This is a genomic window from Larkinella soli (genome assembly GCF_003703975.1).
GTDB classification, from domain to species: Bacteria; Bacteroidota; Bacteroidia; order Cytophagales; family Spirosomataceae; genus Larkinella; species Larkinella soli.
Genome location: NZ_ML112622.1, coordinates 184,403 through 201,588 on the forward strand (window position 1 = coordinate 184,403; position 17,186 = coordinate 201,588).

Here is a 17,186-nt window from a genome sequence, read left to right on the forward strand (position 1 = left end):
CGGATCGGTTGAGGGCCAGGTGCTTTCAACCGATTTTTCTTTTCACCGACCCGGTCGTATCCTGCTCCGGTCTACACCACCGGGTTCCAGCCTTTCTCGTAACTCCGGCGCCAGAGTTTGGCGGCCTCCTTGTCGTTCAGGATGTGGCCGTTGGCCGGGTCGGTCTGGAGCGTGTGGCCCGTGCGCTGCGAAATGTTCGCCAGGTGGCACAGCAGCACCGATTTATGTCCTTCGGCAATGTCGGAATTGGGTTTGGCCTTGCCCCGGATGCTTTCCAGGAAGTTTTCGAGGTGGTAGGCGTCGAGCCGCTCACCGCCCGCGCTGACCGCATTGGTGGCGGTATTGGCCGGTTCGTCGCCTTTCACTTCTTTGATTACTTTCCCGTCCAGGCCCAGAATCTGATACCCCGGGCCGCTCTGGGTGGCCGCCAGCGCCCCTTTATCGCCGTAGATGATGAAACCCCGGCCGCTTTTCTCGATGGAATTCGGCTGGCAGCTCCGGCCCTCCCACGTAATCAGCTTGTTGCCGAACTCGAAATTGGCGATCTGCGTGTCGGGCGTTTCCCAGTCGTCGCCCTGGAAGGCATACCGCCCGCCCGACGAATTGACTTTGGTCGGAAAATCGACGCCCAGCATCCAGCGGCAGCAGTCGATTTCGTGCGTTCCGTTGTTGCAGGCTTCGCCGGTACCCCAGTTCCAGAACCAGTGCCAGTTGTAGTGGACCACGTTGTCGTGGTACGGCCGGCGAAGGGCCGGTCCCTGCCAGAGTTCCCAGTCGAGCGTAGCCGGAACGGCAATCGGTTTTCCCTTGCCGATGGGTTTCCGGTTGTTGTAATACCAGCAGCGGGCGAAATACGGGTTGCCGATGGCGCCCTCACGCACTTCCTGGGCCGCCTGTTGGAGCGTGGGCCACGACCGGCGCTGGTTGCCCATCTGCACAATGCGGTTGTTCTTGCGGGCCGCTTCGGTCAGCCATTCGCCCTCCTGCGGGTTGTGACCGCAGGGTTTTTCGACGTAAACGTGCTTTCCGGCCGCGCAGGCCATGATGCCCGCCGGCGCGTGCCAGTGGTCGGGCATGGCGATGGCGACGGCATCCAGGTCCTTCTGTTCCAGCAGTTTCCGAATGTCCTTGATGACGGTCGGCTTGCGTTTCTGACCGGCTTTTTCAACGGCCTTCAAACCGTTGGCGATGGCGCCGTCCTCCACGTCGCAGATGTAGGCCACCTCGGCCCCCTGGAGCTTGGAAAAGATGCTCGACAGCCAGCTTCCGCGCGAATTGACGCCGATCACGGCCACATTGACTTTCTCGTTCGGTGCGTTCTTCCCGAACACGGAGAAAGGAAGAATCTGCGTTGCCAGGCCCGCAGCGGCCGTTTGCTGAATAAACGTTCGACGTTTCATGTTAAAGGTTTTGTTTCTTCATTTCCTTCACGGCATAATCGGCGGCCCGCGCCGTCAGGGCCATATAGGTGAGCGAGGGATTCTGGCAGGCCGACGAAGCCATGCTGGAACCGTCCGTGACGAATACGTTTTTGACGGCGTGCATCTGGTTCCAGCCGTTCAACACCGAAGTTTTCGGGTCTTTGCCCATCCGGCACGTACCCATCTCATGGATCGCCAGCCCCGGTGCCTGGTGGTTGTCGAAGGCCGAGGTGACCCGGATGCCGGCGGCTTCCATCATTTCCTGCGCCTGCCGGATGGCGTCGAGAGTCATTTTGTCCTCGTTCTCACTCCACTGGCAGTCGATGTCGAGCGTCGGCATGCCCCATTCATCCTTTTTGGCAGGGTTCAGCCGGACATGGTTTTCGAACCGGGGCAGCATCTCGCCCATGGCCGTCATCCCGAAGGTCCAGACGCCCGGCTTGGTCAGTTCTTCCTTGAACTCCGCCCCGAAGCCTTCCATGCAGATGCCCCGCCCCCAGCTGTCGCGGCCCCCTCCGCAGGCATAGGCATACCCCCGGACGAAGTCTTTCTGCTTATCGTTCAGCACGTTCCGGAAGCGGGGCACGTAGGTGCCGGTCGGCCGGCGGCCGTAATAGTATTTCTGGTCGAATTCTTTCCCTTCATATACCCCGGCTACGCGGCCCCGGTAGTTGTGATCCATCAGGTAATGCCCCAGCGCCCCGCTGTCGTTGCCCAGCCCGTTCGGAAATCGCCGGGAAGTCGAATTCAGCAGCAGGAGCGTCGAGTTCAGGGTGGCCGCATTGACGAAGATGACGCGGGCGAAGTATTCGCTCGTTTCCTTCGTGTTGGTGTCGATCACCCGCACGCCCGTGGCCCGGCCTTTCTGCTCGTCGTAGAGGACCGACTGGACCACGGAAAAGGGCCGGAGGGTCAGGCGGCCGGTTCGGGCGGCTGCGGGCAGCGTGGCCGAATTGCTGCTGAAGTAGGCGCCGTACGGACAGCCCCGGGCGCACCAGCTCCGGGCCTGGCAGTCGCTGCGGCCGAGGTCCAGATGGACTTTCTGCGCCTTGCTGAGGTTGGCCGTCCGGCTCATGATGAAATGCCGGTCCGGAAACTTTTTGTCCACGACAGACTTGAAATGTTTTTCAAGGCAGTTCATTTCGAAGGCCGGCAGAAACTCGCCGTCGGGCAGGGTTTCCAGGCCGTCGCGGTTTCCGGAAACACCCGCAAACTTTTCGACGTAGCTGTACCACGGAGCGAGGTCGGCGTAGCGGATCGGCCAGTCGACGCCGAAGCCGTCGCGGGCGTTGTCCTCAAAATTAAAACCGGCCCAGCGCTGGGTCCACCGCGACCAGATCAGCGATTTACCGCCCACCTGATAGCCGCGAATCCAGTCGAACGGTTTTACCTGAGTGTAGGGGTGTTCGTGATCTTTGACAAAAAAATGGCCGGAGTATTCGTTGAAGACGTAATTGGCTTTGGCGGCCACCGGACTCTTTTCGAGCAGGTCGAGCGGAAGCCGCCCACGGTGGGCCATCTCCCACGGGTTCGACATCGTAGTCGGGTAGTCGGTGACGTGTTCGACAGGTCGGCCCCGTTCCAGAACGAGCGTTCGCAGGCCCTTCTGCGTTAGTTCCCGGGCGGCCCAGCCTCCGCTGATGCCGGAACCGATCACGATGGCATCGTAGGTGTTTTGCCGGGCGGCTTTCAGATTCAGGTTCATGGGTTTACATTTAAATAGCGGCCAATAACCTCCCGTTCCTACCGTTAACTGGAAGTCGGCCGGGCCGGGAATCAGTTTGTTATCCGGGTTGTTACGTAAGAAGAAAAATATTTCGGAAATTTACTGCCTGTCGAAATCCGGTCGCCGGCTACCCGACTGGCTAAACCCCGAACCCACGGTTCGGCCCCACAATGGATACCCGTTTAATTGAAAAAGCATCCGGCGCCATCGCCGATAAATACCGACTCCAGATTCTGGTCACCCTTTCCGAGAAAGGCTCCATGAACAGTTCCGATATTCAGGAAATGACCGGGCTGTCGCAGCCCTGCGTGTCCCACCACGTCAAGACCCTGATCGACAGTGGGTTGGTCAATGCCCAGAAAGAAGGCCGGAACCTGAACATCAGCCTGAATAAGGAAGCCATCAAGGACCTGTCCGGCTTCCTGACGAAGCTGACTTAAAAATTTTTAACAAAACATCCAAACTTTTAAATGTATAGATGCGTTATCCCACCGAATCACCACTCAAAAAGTTAAAGATACGGTTATGAGCAACCTGTTATTCTCTCCGGCCAGACTGGGCAACCTGACACTTACCAACCACATCGCCATGGCGCCGATGACGCGGAGCCGGGCCTTCAACAACATCCCGAACGAACTGATCGCCACTTATTACGCCCAGCGGGCTACGGCCGGTCTGCTGATTACCGAAGGCACTTCCCCCTCGCCGAACGGCCTGGGCTATTCCCGGATTCCGGGCCTCTTCAGCCCCGAGCAGATCGCCGGCTGGAAACTCGTCACGAAGGCCGTTCATGACAGGGGCGGGCATATTTTCGTGCAGCTCATGCATACGGGCCGCGTCGCCCACCCGCTGAACCTTCCCGTTGGTGCGGAAGTCGTGGGTCCGTCGGCCGTGGCGGCCGAAGGCATGATGTGGACCGACCAGGAAGGCCCCAAACCGAACGCCACCCCCCGCGAGCTGACCACTGAAGAAGTGAAAGCCGTTATTCAGGAATTTGTGCAGGCATCGAAAAATGCCGTTGAAGCCGGTTTCGACGGCGTCGAACTGCACGGTGCCAACGGCTACCTGATCGAGCAGTTCATTCACCCGGCCAGCAACCGCCGGACCGACGAATACGGCGGCAGCATCGAAAACCGCGCCCGTTTCGCCCTCGAAGTGGCCGAACAGGTCGTCCGGGCCATCGGGAAAGAACGCGTCGGCATCCGGCTTTCGCCCTACGGCGTGGCCAACGACCTGCCCCATTATCCCGAAATCGAAGAAACTTACACCTACCTGGCCGAAAAACTGAACGACCTCGGTATCGTTTACATCCACCTCGTCGATCACTCGGCCATGGGCGCCCCGGCCGTGGCCCCGTCGACGGTGAAAGCCGTCCGCGAACGGTTTAAAAATACGTTGATCCTCAGCGGCAACTACAACGCCGAACGCGGTGAAGCCGACCTGCAGAGCGGACTCGCCGACCTGATCGCCATCGGCCGGCCGTTCATCTCCAACCCGGACCTTGTTGAACGGCTGGCTACCGGCACCGAACTGGCTCAGCCCGACCCATCCACCTTCTACGTCGGGGGCGAAAAAGGCTACATCGATTACCCGGCCCTGGTCGAAGCGTCGGTCTAAGGCTCCATTTCATTCAGTATCAGTACTTATGAGGTTAATAAACGGAAAAGCCGGAGGCAGTTGCTTCCGGCTTTTTTGGCTTACCGGTTCGTGCGGAGATGCCGGTCGGCAAACTCGATGTACTGCTCCCAGTCGTAGCGGAGAATGTCGTGCTTCCCCTCCCGGATGTGATACCGGACGGTTTCGCCGGTAGGCTGATGGAGGCCGGGCATCTGGTCGGTGCCGATGCCTTTTTTCCCGTACAGGGCATAGACCGGGTCGGTTTTCCGGGCGCTGGTAAACTCGCCCTTCGGGTCGGCCCACTGGTCTTCACGGGCGCTCGCTACGTACAAAGGCCGGGGCGCCATCAGCGCCAGCAGTTCGTGCTGGTCGACGGGCAGTGCCTCCGGCCGGTTGTTATAGGACCGGTAGCGGTCGCAGAACCAGTGCGGAAAGCTGGTGTTTAATTTTTCAATGGTCTCCCCAAAAATCCGCCGGGACAGAGCCGCCCCCCCTTCGCCCGAATCGTTCGAGAGGACGATGTCGAAACGGGGGTCCTGCGCACCGGCCCACAGGGCGGCTTTTCCCTGCCGCGAGTGTCCGACGGCGATGGCCCGACCGACATCGACCGAAGGGTCGGTTTCGAGATAATCCAGCATCCTGGACATGCCCCAGGCCCAGACGCCGATGGCTTTCCAGCGGTCGGGCGCTCCCTCGACGGGCGGGTCCAGGACGGAACGAATGCCGGTTTTCCAGCCCTCGGGATGGTCAGGCTCCAGGTCGCCGTAGTAGGCGGTGGCGACGGCATAGCCTTTGGACAGGATCAGGTCGAGAGGCCAGCGACGGGCCTGAAAGCCGCGTGAAGCTTCGGTGGCGCGGTGGTCGACCACGACCCCGTCCCCGGCGTTCATCATCCAGCGAGTCGACAGCAGAATGCCGGGGTCGGTGCTGACGCACTGGTTTCCGAAGTAATTCAGCCCGACAAAAACCGGGGGCCGCGATCCGCCGGTATTTTTTGGGGTATACAGCAGAATTTCGAGCGGGGGCAGTTGCGGGTAGTCGGTCCAGAACACCGCCACCTGTTTGCGGACGGCCGTGCCGTTCAGGGCATTGGCGTCGACCGACCGGACTTCGTAGCGGACATTGAGCTTTCGGTCGGGGGTTTTGCCGTAGACGTGTTCGGCAAACTGGCGCAGCAGATGAGGTCGCTGTTCGCGTTCCCATCCGGTTACGGACCTGACCGGTTTTCCGGCAGGAGTCAGCAGCGGATCGGGCAGCGAATAGGCCGGGACGGCGGCCTCGTCATAGTTGATACCGGGCTGCTGGCTCATTCCCGGCCGGCAAACGAGCAGCAGGCACAGCAGCAGAAACGATCGGAACAGTCGGGTAACCATAGGGCGGCTTTATTGTGGTTGATACCGGCAAAAGACCGCAATCGGGTTAATCTAACTTTCAATTATTCAGGAAGATATGAATGATGTTTCGTATTTAAATAGAATTTTCCTATAGAAATAGGTCATTTTTAACAACTGCCCTATATTTATGGCCGACAGAAAACGTTTAACACGTACCGTTGTCCGTGTCCGAAATTTGTATTTCCGGATCGAAAAGCCTTCTGTTGGAGGCTGCACCCGCCGGGCCGGGCGGTTTACGCACCTCTCCGGCTGCCCGTCTTACCGATTTGATCATACCGGACTGTCTTAATTTTTGAAGGATCGATGGACCATTTTGCCTCCCTTGCCGTGCAGAACATTCAGGATTTTGCCATCCTGGTGCTTGATCCGCATGGTATCATTCAATTCTCCAGCGAGGGAATCGTCCACGTGAACGGATTTACTTCGAAAGAGGTGACCGGCCAGCCCGTATCGGTTTTTTATCCTCGTCAGGATGCCGCGGAATACCGATCCGGACAAGTGCTGGAAACCGCCCGGCGGGAAGGAAAACACCGGGAGGAGGGCTGGCGGCTCTGTCGGGACGGCAGTCTGTTTCCGGCCGGCGTCGTCACCACTCCCATTCTGGAAGGCGAACACCTGATCGGCTATACGCAGGTGATGCAGAACCTGACGGAACAGCGACAAGCCGACGAGTCACTCCGCGCCAGTGAGGAGCGGTATCGCCTGCTGGTAGAGGAAGTGAAGGATTACGGAATTTTCATGATGGATACCGGCGGATACATCACCAGCTGGAACGAAGGCGCCCGACGCATCAACGGCTACGAAGCCCATGAAATCATCGGCCGGCACTTCTCGACCTTTTATACCGAGGAGGACCTCAAAGACGGCAAACCTGCCCGGGAACTGAAAATCGCGCGGGAGACCGGCAAATACGAGGAAGAAGGCTGGCGGCTTCGGAAAGACGGCTCCCTGTTCTGGGCAAGCATCGTCATTACGGCCGTTAACAATGCGGAACGGGAACTGGTCGGCTTTTCAAAAGTAACCCGTAACCTGACCGACCGGAAAGAAGCTGAAGATATCCTGAAGGCCAGCGAGGAGCGTTACCGCATCATGACCGAGGAGTTGAAACTCGCCAATCAGGAATTGAGAAACTTTGCCTACGTGGCTTCCCACGACCTTCAGGAACCGCTGCGGAAAATCCAGGCGTTCGGCGACGTCCTGCAAACCCAGTTTGCGCCTTCGCTTGGTGACGCAGGTAACGACCTGGTTCGGCGGATGCAGTCGGCGGCCCGGCGGATGCAGTCGCTGGTGCAGGACCTGCTGGCCTACTCGCGACTGAACAATGAGGTGACCTATGTCGAAAAAGTTTCGCTTAACCAGCTGGTCGCCCAGATTCTGGGTGATCTGGAAGTCGTCATTCAGGAGAAGGAGGCCGAGATCCGGGTCGACTCCCTCCCCGACATTCCCGGCAGCGAACCGCAACTGAGGCAGATGTTTCAGAACCTGCTATCCAACGCCCTCAAATTCAGCCACATGGACCGGCCGCCCCGGATACGGGTCAGCAGCCGCACGGTGCCGCTTACGCAGGTTCCGAAATCGATCCGGCTGCGAAGAATCCACTGGGTAGCCATCGAGGTCGCCGACAACGGCATCGGCTTCGAAGAAAAATACCGCGACCGCATTTTCCAGATGTTCCAGCGCCTGCACGGCCGTAGCCAGTACACCGGCACCGGCATCGGGCTGGCCATCTGTAAAAAGGTCGCCGAAAACCACGGCGGCACCATCGTAGCCGAAAGCACCCCGGGGGAAGGCAGCACCTTTACGGTCTATATGCCGGTCTGAGGATTAACGCCTTAAGGTATCGACCTTCGTTGCTCCTCCCCGCCGGAGGGAATCAGGCCGCAGCTGCGTGGGGTCGCCAGTCGGCCGACGGTCTTCGATCTGTTCCTGCCGCATCCGCTCCCGCACACTGGTCTTTCTGAACTTCTGTTTGCTGCCCGTCGGACTCTGCGTTCCCGGACCGGCCTGAGTTCCGGCGGGATTCTGATCCTGGGCAGAAGCGGGCAGAACCAGCACAGCGGCCAGCAGCCACCCTGCTAACATGATCTTTTTCATGGCTTTATGATAAAAGAAGCAGATACCGTCCGGTATCTGCTTCCCTCATTTTATACTCCAAAAAATTAATTATTCGGCGGATTGTTGCCTTTACGGTTCTTCCGGGTTTTCCGGTCACGGGAGGTATTGCCGGAATTGTCCGTCGTTCCCATCGTGCTGGAGCCCGTTCCCGTGCTGGAATCGTTCTGCATGGTAGAGCTGTCGGTCGAACGGCGGTTCCGGCCGGACTGGCCCTGTTGAGTGGTCCCGGAAGCGGGCGTATTGCCCATCGTACCTGAGTCCGTGGTCGAACCGGTGCTGCCCATCGTGCCGGAGCCACTGCCGGTTGAACCGCTGCCGGTGGAGCCGGTGTTACCCGCTGACCCGGTGGTGCCGGTTGAGCCGGCGCTGCCCATCGTGCCTGAGGTGCTGCCCGTTCCCGAATTGGAGCCGGTGCCGGAAGTAGAGCCCGTGCCGGTGGTCGGCTGCTGGCCCTGCGGATACGTCGTCGTACCGGTTGATCCCTGAACCGTAGTTCCGGTCGTTCCCTGCGTAGTACCCTGCGGGTTCGTAGTCGAACCGGTGCTCGACTGAGACCCCATCGTTGTGGAAGACTGCGGATACGTTGCCGAGTTGGTGTTGCCCGACGTACCCTGGGTGGTTCCCTGGGTTTGCGGAGAAGTGGTCGATCCGGTACCAGTTGTAGATCCTGAAGAGCCGGACGTCGACTGTGCGTTTACCTGGAGGGCCACCGCCACGACCATAGCCCCCATCATCACTACCTTTTTCATCGTTGAGTTTTGTTTTTTGATGGTTGAATAATTTCGTACCTATCAAAAACCTAACTCCCGTAAAATGAAGTTGTTCAGGATTTTTTTGAATTTTTTACGAAGCGGGACGTCGCTTGAATCATATTTGAAGCTTATTCAGGGCTTCCAGCGTAGTCCGACAATCATCCCGTAACTATACGGCCGAACGTTAAAACAGCGCGAATTATCGCTGATGGCGCTCAGGTTATAAACAATCCCCGGCTCGACCTGTAACCGCAGATGGTCGGTCAGCCGGCGCTCGATCCCGTAGGAAGCCTGAACCGAGGGCTGCCAGGGCTGCCGGTGCCGGTCGGTCAGCAGATAGCCGACGCTCAGACCGGCCGCCAGGGAGTGCTGAAGGCCCATCGGGGCAGTCCCTCCTCCGTTCAGTTTCAGACGTCCTTCCGCACTCAGGGCCACATACCGCCAGGTGGTCTTTACCTGCTTTTCCTGAGATTTATACAGGGGAACGACCCGGATGGTCTGCGCATCGATCCACTCCATGCGCGACGAATCCGGCCGGGCCGACCGCGCCGTATACGCCATCTGCTGCTGCAACTGCTGGTAGACCCCCGCAATCCGCAGGCCGAACCGGCGGCTCAGCGGCCACTCGGCGCCCAGCTGAAGGCGCCAGCCTGCGCGGGAAGAAAGCGAGGTTGCCGGCTGGATTTTTTCCATCACCACCTCGTCCTGCCGGACGGGAGTAACCTTCCGGAACGTATACAGCGGCATTACCCCGGCAAAGAGGGAAGGTTTCCGGGAGGTTCTTTCCGGCTCGATGGCCGGGGCACGGTAAGCCGGCTCGGGCAGGGCGGTAGTGAGGGCTGGATAGTGCAGCGGGCGAAAAGCGATTCGGTCGGCTGCCAATATAAATCGGTTTTCGGCGGGCGATGCGGAGCCGGCCGGTGCCGGGTCATCGGCGGTGGAGGAAAGGCGGTCTCTCTCAACCCGGTTTTCGCCGACCCAAGGTGTCACCGGGGTGCGGCCGGCAAATCCGACGGAAGCATGGTCGGCCGCGGGGGCCAGACGGTCCTCGATGCGTTCAGTTTGCGGCTGGAGACGGTTTCCGCTCGGTTGGGAATAAGAAGGTTCACGAGCGTCGTTCGGCCCGGCGGCAGGAGCCCGGCCGGAAGCGTCGGTCAGGAAATTGGAAGCGGCAGCGGCCGGCCTGGCCGACGGAAGTCCGGTACCGAAATTTTCCGGCTGCGGAACAACCGGTTTCAGCCTACGGACGGCCACGGATGACCCCGGTTCACCGGCTTTGTCGGTGGACAGGTAATTACCGACCCCCAGGATAAGGGAAGTCAGAACCGCCAGGGCAGCGGCCGACCAGCCCAGCAGCCGGGACCGGCGGGATAGCGGAACACGCCGACCCGGGGACGGGGCGGGGTTGGCACGGGCCAGGATGTGACTCAGGGGATCGGACTCCGGTTCGGACTCGTACTCTTCCAGGCGCCGGCGCAGGAGTCTCTCCCATTCGTCGTCAGTAGCTGCCATAGCTGACAATGCCGATTGATTTCAATTTCTCCTTCAATACATCTTTGGCCCGGGCGAGCTGCGATTTCGAAGTCCCTTCCGAAATGCCCAGCATCCGGGCAATTTCGGGGTGAGTGTAGCCGTCGATCACAAACAGGTTGAACACCATCCGGTAGCCGTGGGCCATCTGCTGGACCAGCTGAAGCAGTTCTTCCGTCGAGATGCGGGCCAGCAGTTCGACATGGTCGTTCGTGCTGGTTTCGAAGGCTTCCTCGTAGTCGGTTTCCGCCTGTTCGTGGTGGTGTTTATGGTACCAGTTGATGGCCGTGTTGACCATTACCCGTTTCATCCAGTGCAGCAGCCGGTCGGGCTGTTCGATGGTGTGGATCTGCTGGAAGATGCGAATGAAACCCTCCTGAAACATATCTTCCGCTTCGGCTTTTGAGCGGGCATAGCGACGGCACAGGCCCATCAGGCGGCTTTTGTAGCGTTCGTACAAAGCCGTTTGTGCCTTAGGGTCATGGCGCTGACAGGCCCGCAAGAGTTCTGCGTCAGTCAAGAGGTTGGTTTCGTTACGATTTACAAATTACCTGTTACGGGTAAATGTTTCCCGAATTAAGCAATAAAATCGTAATTCATTCACTCTTTTATGATTATCTGTACTCTTGCCGACGATTTGTTCTCCTTCACATCGGTCAGTTCGTAACCAAACTGAACCTCACCCGTAAACCCGCCCGGCGGCCGGTAAATGACCGTGCCGTCGTACTGGACCTTCAGATCGGCACCTGAGGGGTTATCGTTGATCGCAATTCTTTTCAGGGGGCTGCAGATCCGGTCGTTGGCCAGCACGTAGATCTGAATAAAGCGTTTCTGGGGGTCGTCCGAAAGCCGGGCGGCCTGGATGGTACCGACGTCGTTGCGGGCCGTCGGCACACAGCCCGGGTCCGGTTCGGCCACCCGGATGCGGACGGAGGCTTCGAGGCATTTGCCGTCGTCGCAGCGCTGGTACGTAAATCCGTCGTCTCCGTTAAAATCGGCATCCGGTATGTAAAGAACGGTATTGCTCCGGCGGACGACGGCTTTACCGTGCTCCGGGGTTTTCGTCAGGGTGATCGGTACGTCATAGCGCGACCGGCAAAGCTGGTCGTTCATCAGCACCGGAATGCGGAGCGTATCATTTACGAGCCGGCGTTTCCAAAGCACCTGATCGTCCCGCAGCGTGATGACGCAGTCCTTGTAGGGATCGCCGACGGCGACCTTGACCGGGGCCAGGAAATTTCCCTTTTTGCCGCCGTTGGAAACCGCCACCTTATAAAGAAACCAGTCGAACCCGTTGAAGCCGGCATTGGGCGTATACACGAGCTTGCCGCCCTCGGCTCTGACCGTTCCGTGCTTCGGCGCCTGTCCGACGGCCAGACTGGAGGGGTCGACCACCGCACTGCAGAAATGGTCGTTTTTCAGCACGTCGATCACGATCGAGGTATTTTCCTGCAACCGGAAGAAATCCGGAATAGGCCCGGCATTGCACGGAATCTGATTGCTGTCGGCCTCCATGTTGATACGGAACGACCGGGAAAGGCGGCTGTTGTTTTCGGCCCCGACCGCAAACTGATCCTCGCCGGCGACGAAGGTTTCGTGGGGTGTATACACCAGGAGGCCGGTGCCGCTGAAACGGGCCTCTCCCCAGCGGGGGGTCTGGGTAATGTGGAGCGTCGTGGCCGAACTCAGGCCGGAGATCGATTTCAGGTCGATAGCCACCTGCTGATCAGGCAGCGTGTAGTATTCGATTTCGTCACCCCCCCCTTCCGGCGGCTCGGGCGCTGCATCCTCCGCAATGCGGTCACAGGCTACCGTTGCCAACAGCAGGAATGCCAATAGGGTCGAGTGAGCTTTGTGTATCATCTGCACTGCGTAGCGAAACGGTTCTTATTTGCCAGGACAGGCTTTGGGCAAAAAGGGTTGCATGCAGAAGGGCCGCTCACAGACACCGGCACCAGCCGGATGCTTCTCCGTGAACGGCCCCGGGCATTTACAGGCTCTGGCGTTTCAGTTCCTGAACGGCATAGTTGGTGGCCCGTGCGGTCATCGCCATGTAGGTCAGCGAGGGGTTGACGCAGGACGCCGACACCATAAAGGCACCGTCCGTACAGAAGACGTTTTTGCAGGAATGGACCTGGTTGAACTTGTTCAGCACCGACTGTTTCGGATCGTTCCCCATGCGGGCCGTTCCCATCTCGTGGATGCCCAGACCCGGCCATGAGCCGACGTCGTTGATGGTTACGTTTTTCAGACCGGCGGTTTCGAGCATTTCGGCGGCATCGTTGCCCATGTCTTTCCGCATCCGCTTCTCGTTGTCCTTGAATTCGGCATCGAAACGCAGCACGGGCAGGCCCCACTTGTCTTTCTTCGACTTGTCGATAACCACCTTATTTTCGAAATACGGCAGACACTCGCCAAAGCCGCCGAGGTTCATCACCCACGGTCCCGGCTTGGTCAGTTCGTCCTTGAAAGACGCGCCGAAACCTTCCATGCTGTTGCCCCGGCCCCAGTTCATCCGGCTCGCCCCGCCCTGATAGCCGAAACCGCGCAGGTAGTCGCGCTTCTGCTGACCGGGCAGGTTCCGGAACCGCGGCACGTAGATGCCGTTGGCCCGGCGGCCGTAATAATATTTATCGGCAAACCCTTCGTACATGCCGCTGGCACCGACCCGGAAGTGGTGGTCCATGACGTAATGCCCCAGGACCCCGCTGTCGTTGCCCAGCCCGTTCGGAAAACGGTTGGACGTCGAATTCATCAGGATGTAGGTCGAGGCCATCGAGGAGGCACACAGAAAGATCACTTTGGCGTTGAAGGTCAGTTCTTCCCTGGAAAGTTCATCCACAACCCGGACGCCGGTGGCCTTGTTTTTGGTTTCGTCGTAGATGACGGAGGTCACGATGGAGTGCGGACGGAGCGTCAGCCGCCCGGTTTTCATGGCCGCCGGCAGCGTGGCCGACTGGGTGCTGAAATACGCACCGTACGGACATCCGCGCACGCAGAGGTTCCGATACTGGCAGGAAGCCCGGCCCAGGGCGGTCTGCTGGGCGGTCGGTTTGGTGATGTGAGCCACCCGCCCGATGGTAATCACCCGCTCCTTGAACTTTTTCTCCACTTCCGCCTTGACGTGTTTTTCAAGGCAGTACATATCCATCGGCGGCTGGAACTGGCCGTCGGGCAGCTGCATCAGGCCGTCGCGCGAGCCGCTGACGCCGATGAACCGCTCCACATAGTCGTACCAGGGCGAAATATCCTTGTAGCGGATGGGCCAGTCGGCCCCCACGCCTTCCTTGATGTTGGCTTCGAAGTCGAGGTCGCCCAGCCGGTAGCTCTGGCGGCCCCACATCAGCGAGCGTCCGCCGACGTGATAGCCACGCATCCAGTCGAAGCGCTTGTCTTCCAGATACGGGTTATCCTTATCGTTCACGAAGAGGTATTCGGATGCTTCGGAAACCGTATAGCCGGTCCGCGCCTGTACGGCCTTCTCTTCAGCGATTTCGGTCGGCACGCGGCCCCGGTGCGGGAATTGCCAGGGGTCGGTCATGGCGGTTTTATAGCCCGTGATGTGTTCGATGTTTTCACCCCGCTCCAGCATCAGCACTTTCAACCCCTTTTCGGTCAGTTCCTTGGCCGCCCAGCCGCCACTGATGCCCGATCCGACAACGATGGCATCATAGGTGGTCGCTTTTATACTGTCTATATTAAGATTCATACTTCCTGATAATGAATAATGGACAAGAATTCGGTTAGGTGGCCCACGCCTTCTGGCCGGGCTTGAGATCCATGCAGCCGTCGAATCGGCCGGGAACCGCAATGTAGTTCAGGGCCTGCGTGGCACCGACCTCGGACGTGAAATAGCCCATCAGCGTCAGTTCCTTCAGCATATTGAAGAAGGGCGTGTACCGCTGGTCGGCCGGTACGGTCTTCATGGCGTTGCGCTGCTGGGCCGCTTCGGCCTGGAGCTTGGTCATGATGTCGGTGCGCTGGGTATTGTCCAGGGCCACGAAGTTCTTGCTGTAAGCCGCCTGACTTATCTCGTTGGTGTGGGTCAGCCCATCCAGGAACCGTTGCTGATCCTTTTGCTTGAAGCAGTCTTTCAGAACGATGTCAATCACTTCATTGACTTTGGCCGCTTTGGCGCCGGGGGTGCTCGTCGTGGGAAGGATGACTTCGGCCATCTCGGCGACCATAGCATCCTGATCGGCACTAAACAACAGAGGCTTTCCGCTCACCGACCGCTTGACGGCCGAAGCTTCAAGCGTATCCGCGAGTGCAGGTAGCGCCAGGGTAGTCCCCATCATGGCCGCGACCCGCATCAAGGCATCTCTTCTGTTCATCGAATTAGTAGAAGGTTAGTGAGATTCAATAAAGTAACGGAATAATCCATGACAAATATATACACTTTCGGGCGCGGATTGTTACCAATTACGAGCGAATGCAAAATAAAAAGGGGTCAAAAGTACACCTGGACAAGTATACAATTGACCCACAATCGATTGAAGCGAAATTTACTTCAGTTTGACGAAGTACACGAAATTCTTGTCGGTCTGCCCGGTGGCCGGGAGTATTTTTTGGGCAAAAGCGCCGTTGACACTGGCCACGCCGAAGTCGTCGTCGTTGGCGATGGCGAGGGTCTGACCGACGAGCGTGATGCCTTCCGGCTTGTCGTGCGGGTAGGTCGGGATGCCGGCCACGATGTCGAAAGCCAGGTCCTTTTTGACCGGCACGATGCCGGCGGCCGTCAGGCCCGCCAGGTCTTTCAACTGCTCGACCGTCTGGCCGGATGGTCCGTACAGCTTTCCGTTCATCCCGTCGGCCGGGTCCGACACGTCGGTGGCGCCGTTCAGGTCGATGCGGTAAATCTTCTTGATGCGATTCTTACCTGATTCCGGGAAGGCGTCGTCGCGTTCCAGCACCAGAAATGAGGTCGACGACTCGGCCAGAATCTCGCTCACGCCCTGCACACTTGTGCTTTCCATCAGGTACACAAACTGTCTGGTGACCCCGGTAGCGATGTTGAACGTCAGAATCCGCAGTACCAGCGACCCGCTGACCCGGCTGGGGTTTTCCATCGGCGACTGCATTATGCCGACCAGCGTCGTGCCGTCGGGCGTGATGGTCAGGCCCTCCATGCCGCGGTTGGCCCGGCGGGTGGCAAACACTTTCGGAAGGCGACGCCCGCCCACGCCCGACCCGAAGGGATTGATCCGCTCCAGCGTTTTGCCGTCCTTATCGAAATGGACGATGTGGGGGCCATATTCGTCACTGACCCAGAACGACCCGTCCGGAGCGACGGCCAGCCCTTCCGAGTCAAGCCCGTTCGGATCGAGCGGCAGGGTGTTGTTCTGGAGGTCGAAGGCCAGCTCGCCGGTTCCGCCCTGCCCGGCGGGGTTCGGCAGGCCCGTCAGCTTCTTACCGGTTTCGTCGCGCAGTTCGATGAGCTGCTCCAGCTGGAATTTGCCGTCTACCAGCCGAAACCGGCCGATCTGGGGCGAGAAATCCGCTTTGGCAAAAATTTTGGAGTTGGTGACCGAACCGTCGACGTTGGGGCCGCGGTCGGTCAGCAGAAAAAAGACGTCGGCATGCTTCGGATCGACGGCGATGGCCGAGCCGAAACCGCCGTTATTGACTTCGACGGCGCTTTGCAAGCTCGTAACGCCCCCGTTCAGTTTGCCCAGAACGGGCACCTCGGCGAAAGCCGGATAATTCAGCGGATCAGGAATAGGACGGTGGTCGGCCATGCAGGCATAGAGCAGGGAGCCCATACCGCCGGCCAGCAGGACATGGAGGAAACGTAGCTTCATAGGGGGAGGGGGTTTAAAAACTGCAAAGAACGAAGCCGGCTGTTAACTGCGTGTGAAGTATAACCTCCTCCATATTACCATATTATTAGCAAAATAAGCCATTTGCCTTCGGATACGGGCCGCTCATCCCTTTCCGAAACCGAACGGCACCCTCCGTACAATATCCGGTGTTGTTATCCGACTTCCCTATTGTATGAGAAACCTGGCGCTGCACCCCATGACGGACCCGGCCGAAACGGATGGCCCCGAACCGAAGGTTCAGCCGAACGCCGTCCGAACGGTTCAGCGCGAACGTCCGCGGCTGCTGGATTTCATCCGCCGGCGGCTTCCGACCCGTGAGGATGCCGAAGACCTGCTGCAGGACGTCCTGACCGACTGGGCGGAGATCGACCGCCTGTCTTCCGAAAAAGTGGCGCAGCCGATCGAGCATCTGGCCGGCTGGCTGTTTGCGGTGGCCCGCCGGAAAATCACCGACTGGTACCGGAAGAAGCGCACCGTATCGCTGGAAGACCAGCTGACCGGCTCCGATGAGGACGGGGAGCCGATGCTCATCGCCGAACTGCTGCCCGACGGCGCCCTGACCGCCGACGACGGCCTGATGCGGGAAGCCGTCATGGAGGCCGTCATGGAAGCCCTCGGCGAGCTGCCGGCCGAACAGCGGGACGTTTTCGTCCGGCACGAACTGGAAGGCCAGAGTTTTCCGGACATGGCCGCCGAAACCGGGGTGTCGGTCAACACACTCCTGTCGCGGAAGCGGTATGCGGTACTGTACCTGCGCGAACGCCTGCGCGGCTTATACGACGAATGGATACACGATTAAATCAATAACT

Annotated in this window: 15 protein-coding genes; 4 read left to right on the forward strand and 11 right to left on the reverse strand. The window is 59.1% G+C overall.

From position 1 onward, the window contains the following. Window positions 1-71 precede the first annotated feature (71 nt). Window positions 72-1,400 carry a Gfo/Idh/MocA family protein gene (locus DX909_RS00840; protein ID WP_128543152.1) on the reverse strand — a complete coding sequence of 443 codons (1,329 nt, stop codon included), beginning with the start codon at window positions 1,398-1,400 and terminating at the stop codon, window positions 72-74. A gap of 1 nt (window position 1,401) precedes the next feature. Next, window positions 1,402-3,126, reverse strand: a complete 1,725-nt coding sequence (locus tag DX909_RS00845) for a GMC oxidoreductase (protein ID WP_128543153.1) — start codon at window positions 3,124-3,126, stop codon at window positions 1,402-1,404. A gap of 191 nt (window positions 3,127-3,317) precedes the next feature. On the opposite strand from DX909_RS00845, the gene DX909_RS00850 reads away from it, so the two are divergent. After that, window positions 3,318-3,587: an ArsR/SmtB family transcription factor gene (locus DX909_RS00850; protein WP_128543154.1), complete on the forward strand. Its 270-nt coding sequence runs from the start codon at window positions 3,318-3,320 to the stop codon at window positions 3,585-3,587. Between the two features lie 85 nt (window positions 3,588-3,672). Beyond that, entirely contained in the window at window positions 3,673-4,764 is a 1,092-nt protein-coding gene (locus DX909_RS00855; RefSeq protein WP_128543155.1) for an alkene reductase, read from the forward strand. Window positions 4,765-4,844: 80 nt separating this feature from the next. On the opposite strand, the gene DX909_RS00860 is transcribed toward DX909_RS00855, so the two are convergent. Then, a complete protein-coding gene (locus tag DX909_RS00860) occupies window positions 4,845-6,137 on the reverse strand; it encodes a glucuronyl esterase domain-containing protein (RefSeq protein ID WP_229310889.1) in 1,293 nt (430 codons plus the stop codon). Window positions 6,138-6,461: 324 nt separating this feature from the next. Between DX909_RS00860 and DX909_RS00865 the strand changes: the two genes are divergently transcribed. Further along, entirely contained in the window at window positions 6,462-7,979 is a 1,518-nt protein-coding gene (locus DX909_RS00865; RefSeq protein ID WP_128543156.1) for a sensor histidine kinase, read from the forward strand. A gap of 3 nt (window positions 7,980-7,982) precedes the next feature. Here DX909_RS00865 and DX909_RS00870 read toward each other — a convergent pair whose 3' ends face one another. From DX909_RS00870 to DX909_RS00905, 8 genes are all read right to left on the reverse strand, one after another. Beyond that, a complete protein-coding gene (locus tag DX909_RS00870; protein WP_128543157.1) occupies window positions 7,983-8,252 on the reverse strand; it encodes a hypothetical protein in 270 nt (89 codons plus the stop codon). Window positions 8,253-8,317: 65 nt separating this feature from the next. Further along, window positions 8,318-9,022: a hypothetical protein gene (locus DX909_RS00875; protein ID WP_128543158.1), complete on the reverse strand. Its 705-nt coding sequence runs from the start codon at window positions 9,020-9,022 to the stop codon at window positions 8,318-8,320. A gap of 135 nt (window positions 9,023-9,157) precedes the next feature. Next, the gene (locus DX909_RS00880) at window positions 9,158-10,537 is read right to left on the reverse strand and encodes a hypothetical protein (RefSeq protein WP_128543159.1); all 1,380 of its coding nucleotides are present in this window, start codon (window positions 10,535-10,537) and stop codon (window positions 9,158-9,160) included. Continuing rightward, on the reverse strand, window positions 10,524-11,075 hold the full coding sequence (locus tag DX909_RS00885; protein WP_128543160.1) for an RNA polymerase sigma factor: 552 nt from the start codon (window positions 11,073-11,075) through the stop codon (window positions 10,524-10,526). Before DX909_RS00885 ends, DX909_RS00880 begins: the two co-directional genes overlap by 14 nt. A gap of 80 nt (window positions 11,076-11,155) precedes the next feature. Then, window positions 11,156-12,418 (reverse strand): Ig-like domain-containing protein, encoded by a 1,263-nt coding sequence (locus DX909_RS00890; protein WP_229310902.1) that lies wholly within the window; start codon window positions 12,416-12,418, stop codon window positions 11,156-11,158. Window positions 12,419-12,545: 127 nt separating this feature from the next. After that, complete coding sequence (locus DX909_RS00895; RefSeq protein ID WP_128543162.1) at window positions 12,546-14,264, reverse strand: GMC oxidoreductase; 1,719 nt, start codon at window positions 14,262-14,264, stop codon at window positions 12,546-12,548. Window positions 14,265-14,298: 34 nt separating this feature from the next. Then, complete coding sequence (locus DX909_RS00900) at window positions 14,299-14,889, reverse strand: gluconate 2-dehydrogenase subunit 3 family protein (RefSeq protein ID WP_229310890.1); 591 nt, start codon at window positions 14,887-14,889, stop codon at window positions 14,299-14,301. 171 nt (window positions 14,890-15,060) lie between these two features. Next, window positions 15,061-16,356, reverse strand: coding sequence for an esterase-like activity of phytase family protein (locus DX909_RS00905; RefSeq protein WP_206512950.1), 1,296 nt, complete (start codon window positions 16,354-16,356; stop codon window positions 15,061-15,063). A gap of 193 nt (window positions 16,357-16,549) precedes the next feature. Between DX909_RS00905 and DX909_RS00910 the strand changes: the two genes are divergently transcribed. Next, window positions 16,550-17,176: an RNA polymerase sigma factor gene (locus DX909_RS00910; protein WP_128543163.1), complete on the forward strand. Its 627-nt coding sequence runs from the start codon at window positions 16,550-16,552 to the stop codon at window positions 17,174-17,176. Window positions 17,177-17,186 lie beyond the last annotated feature (10 nt).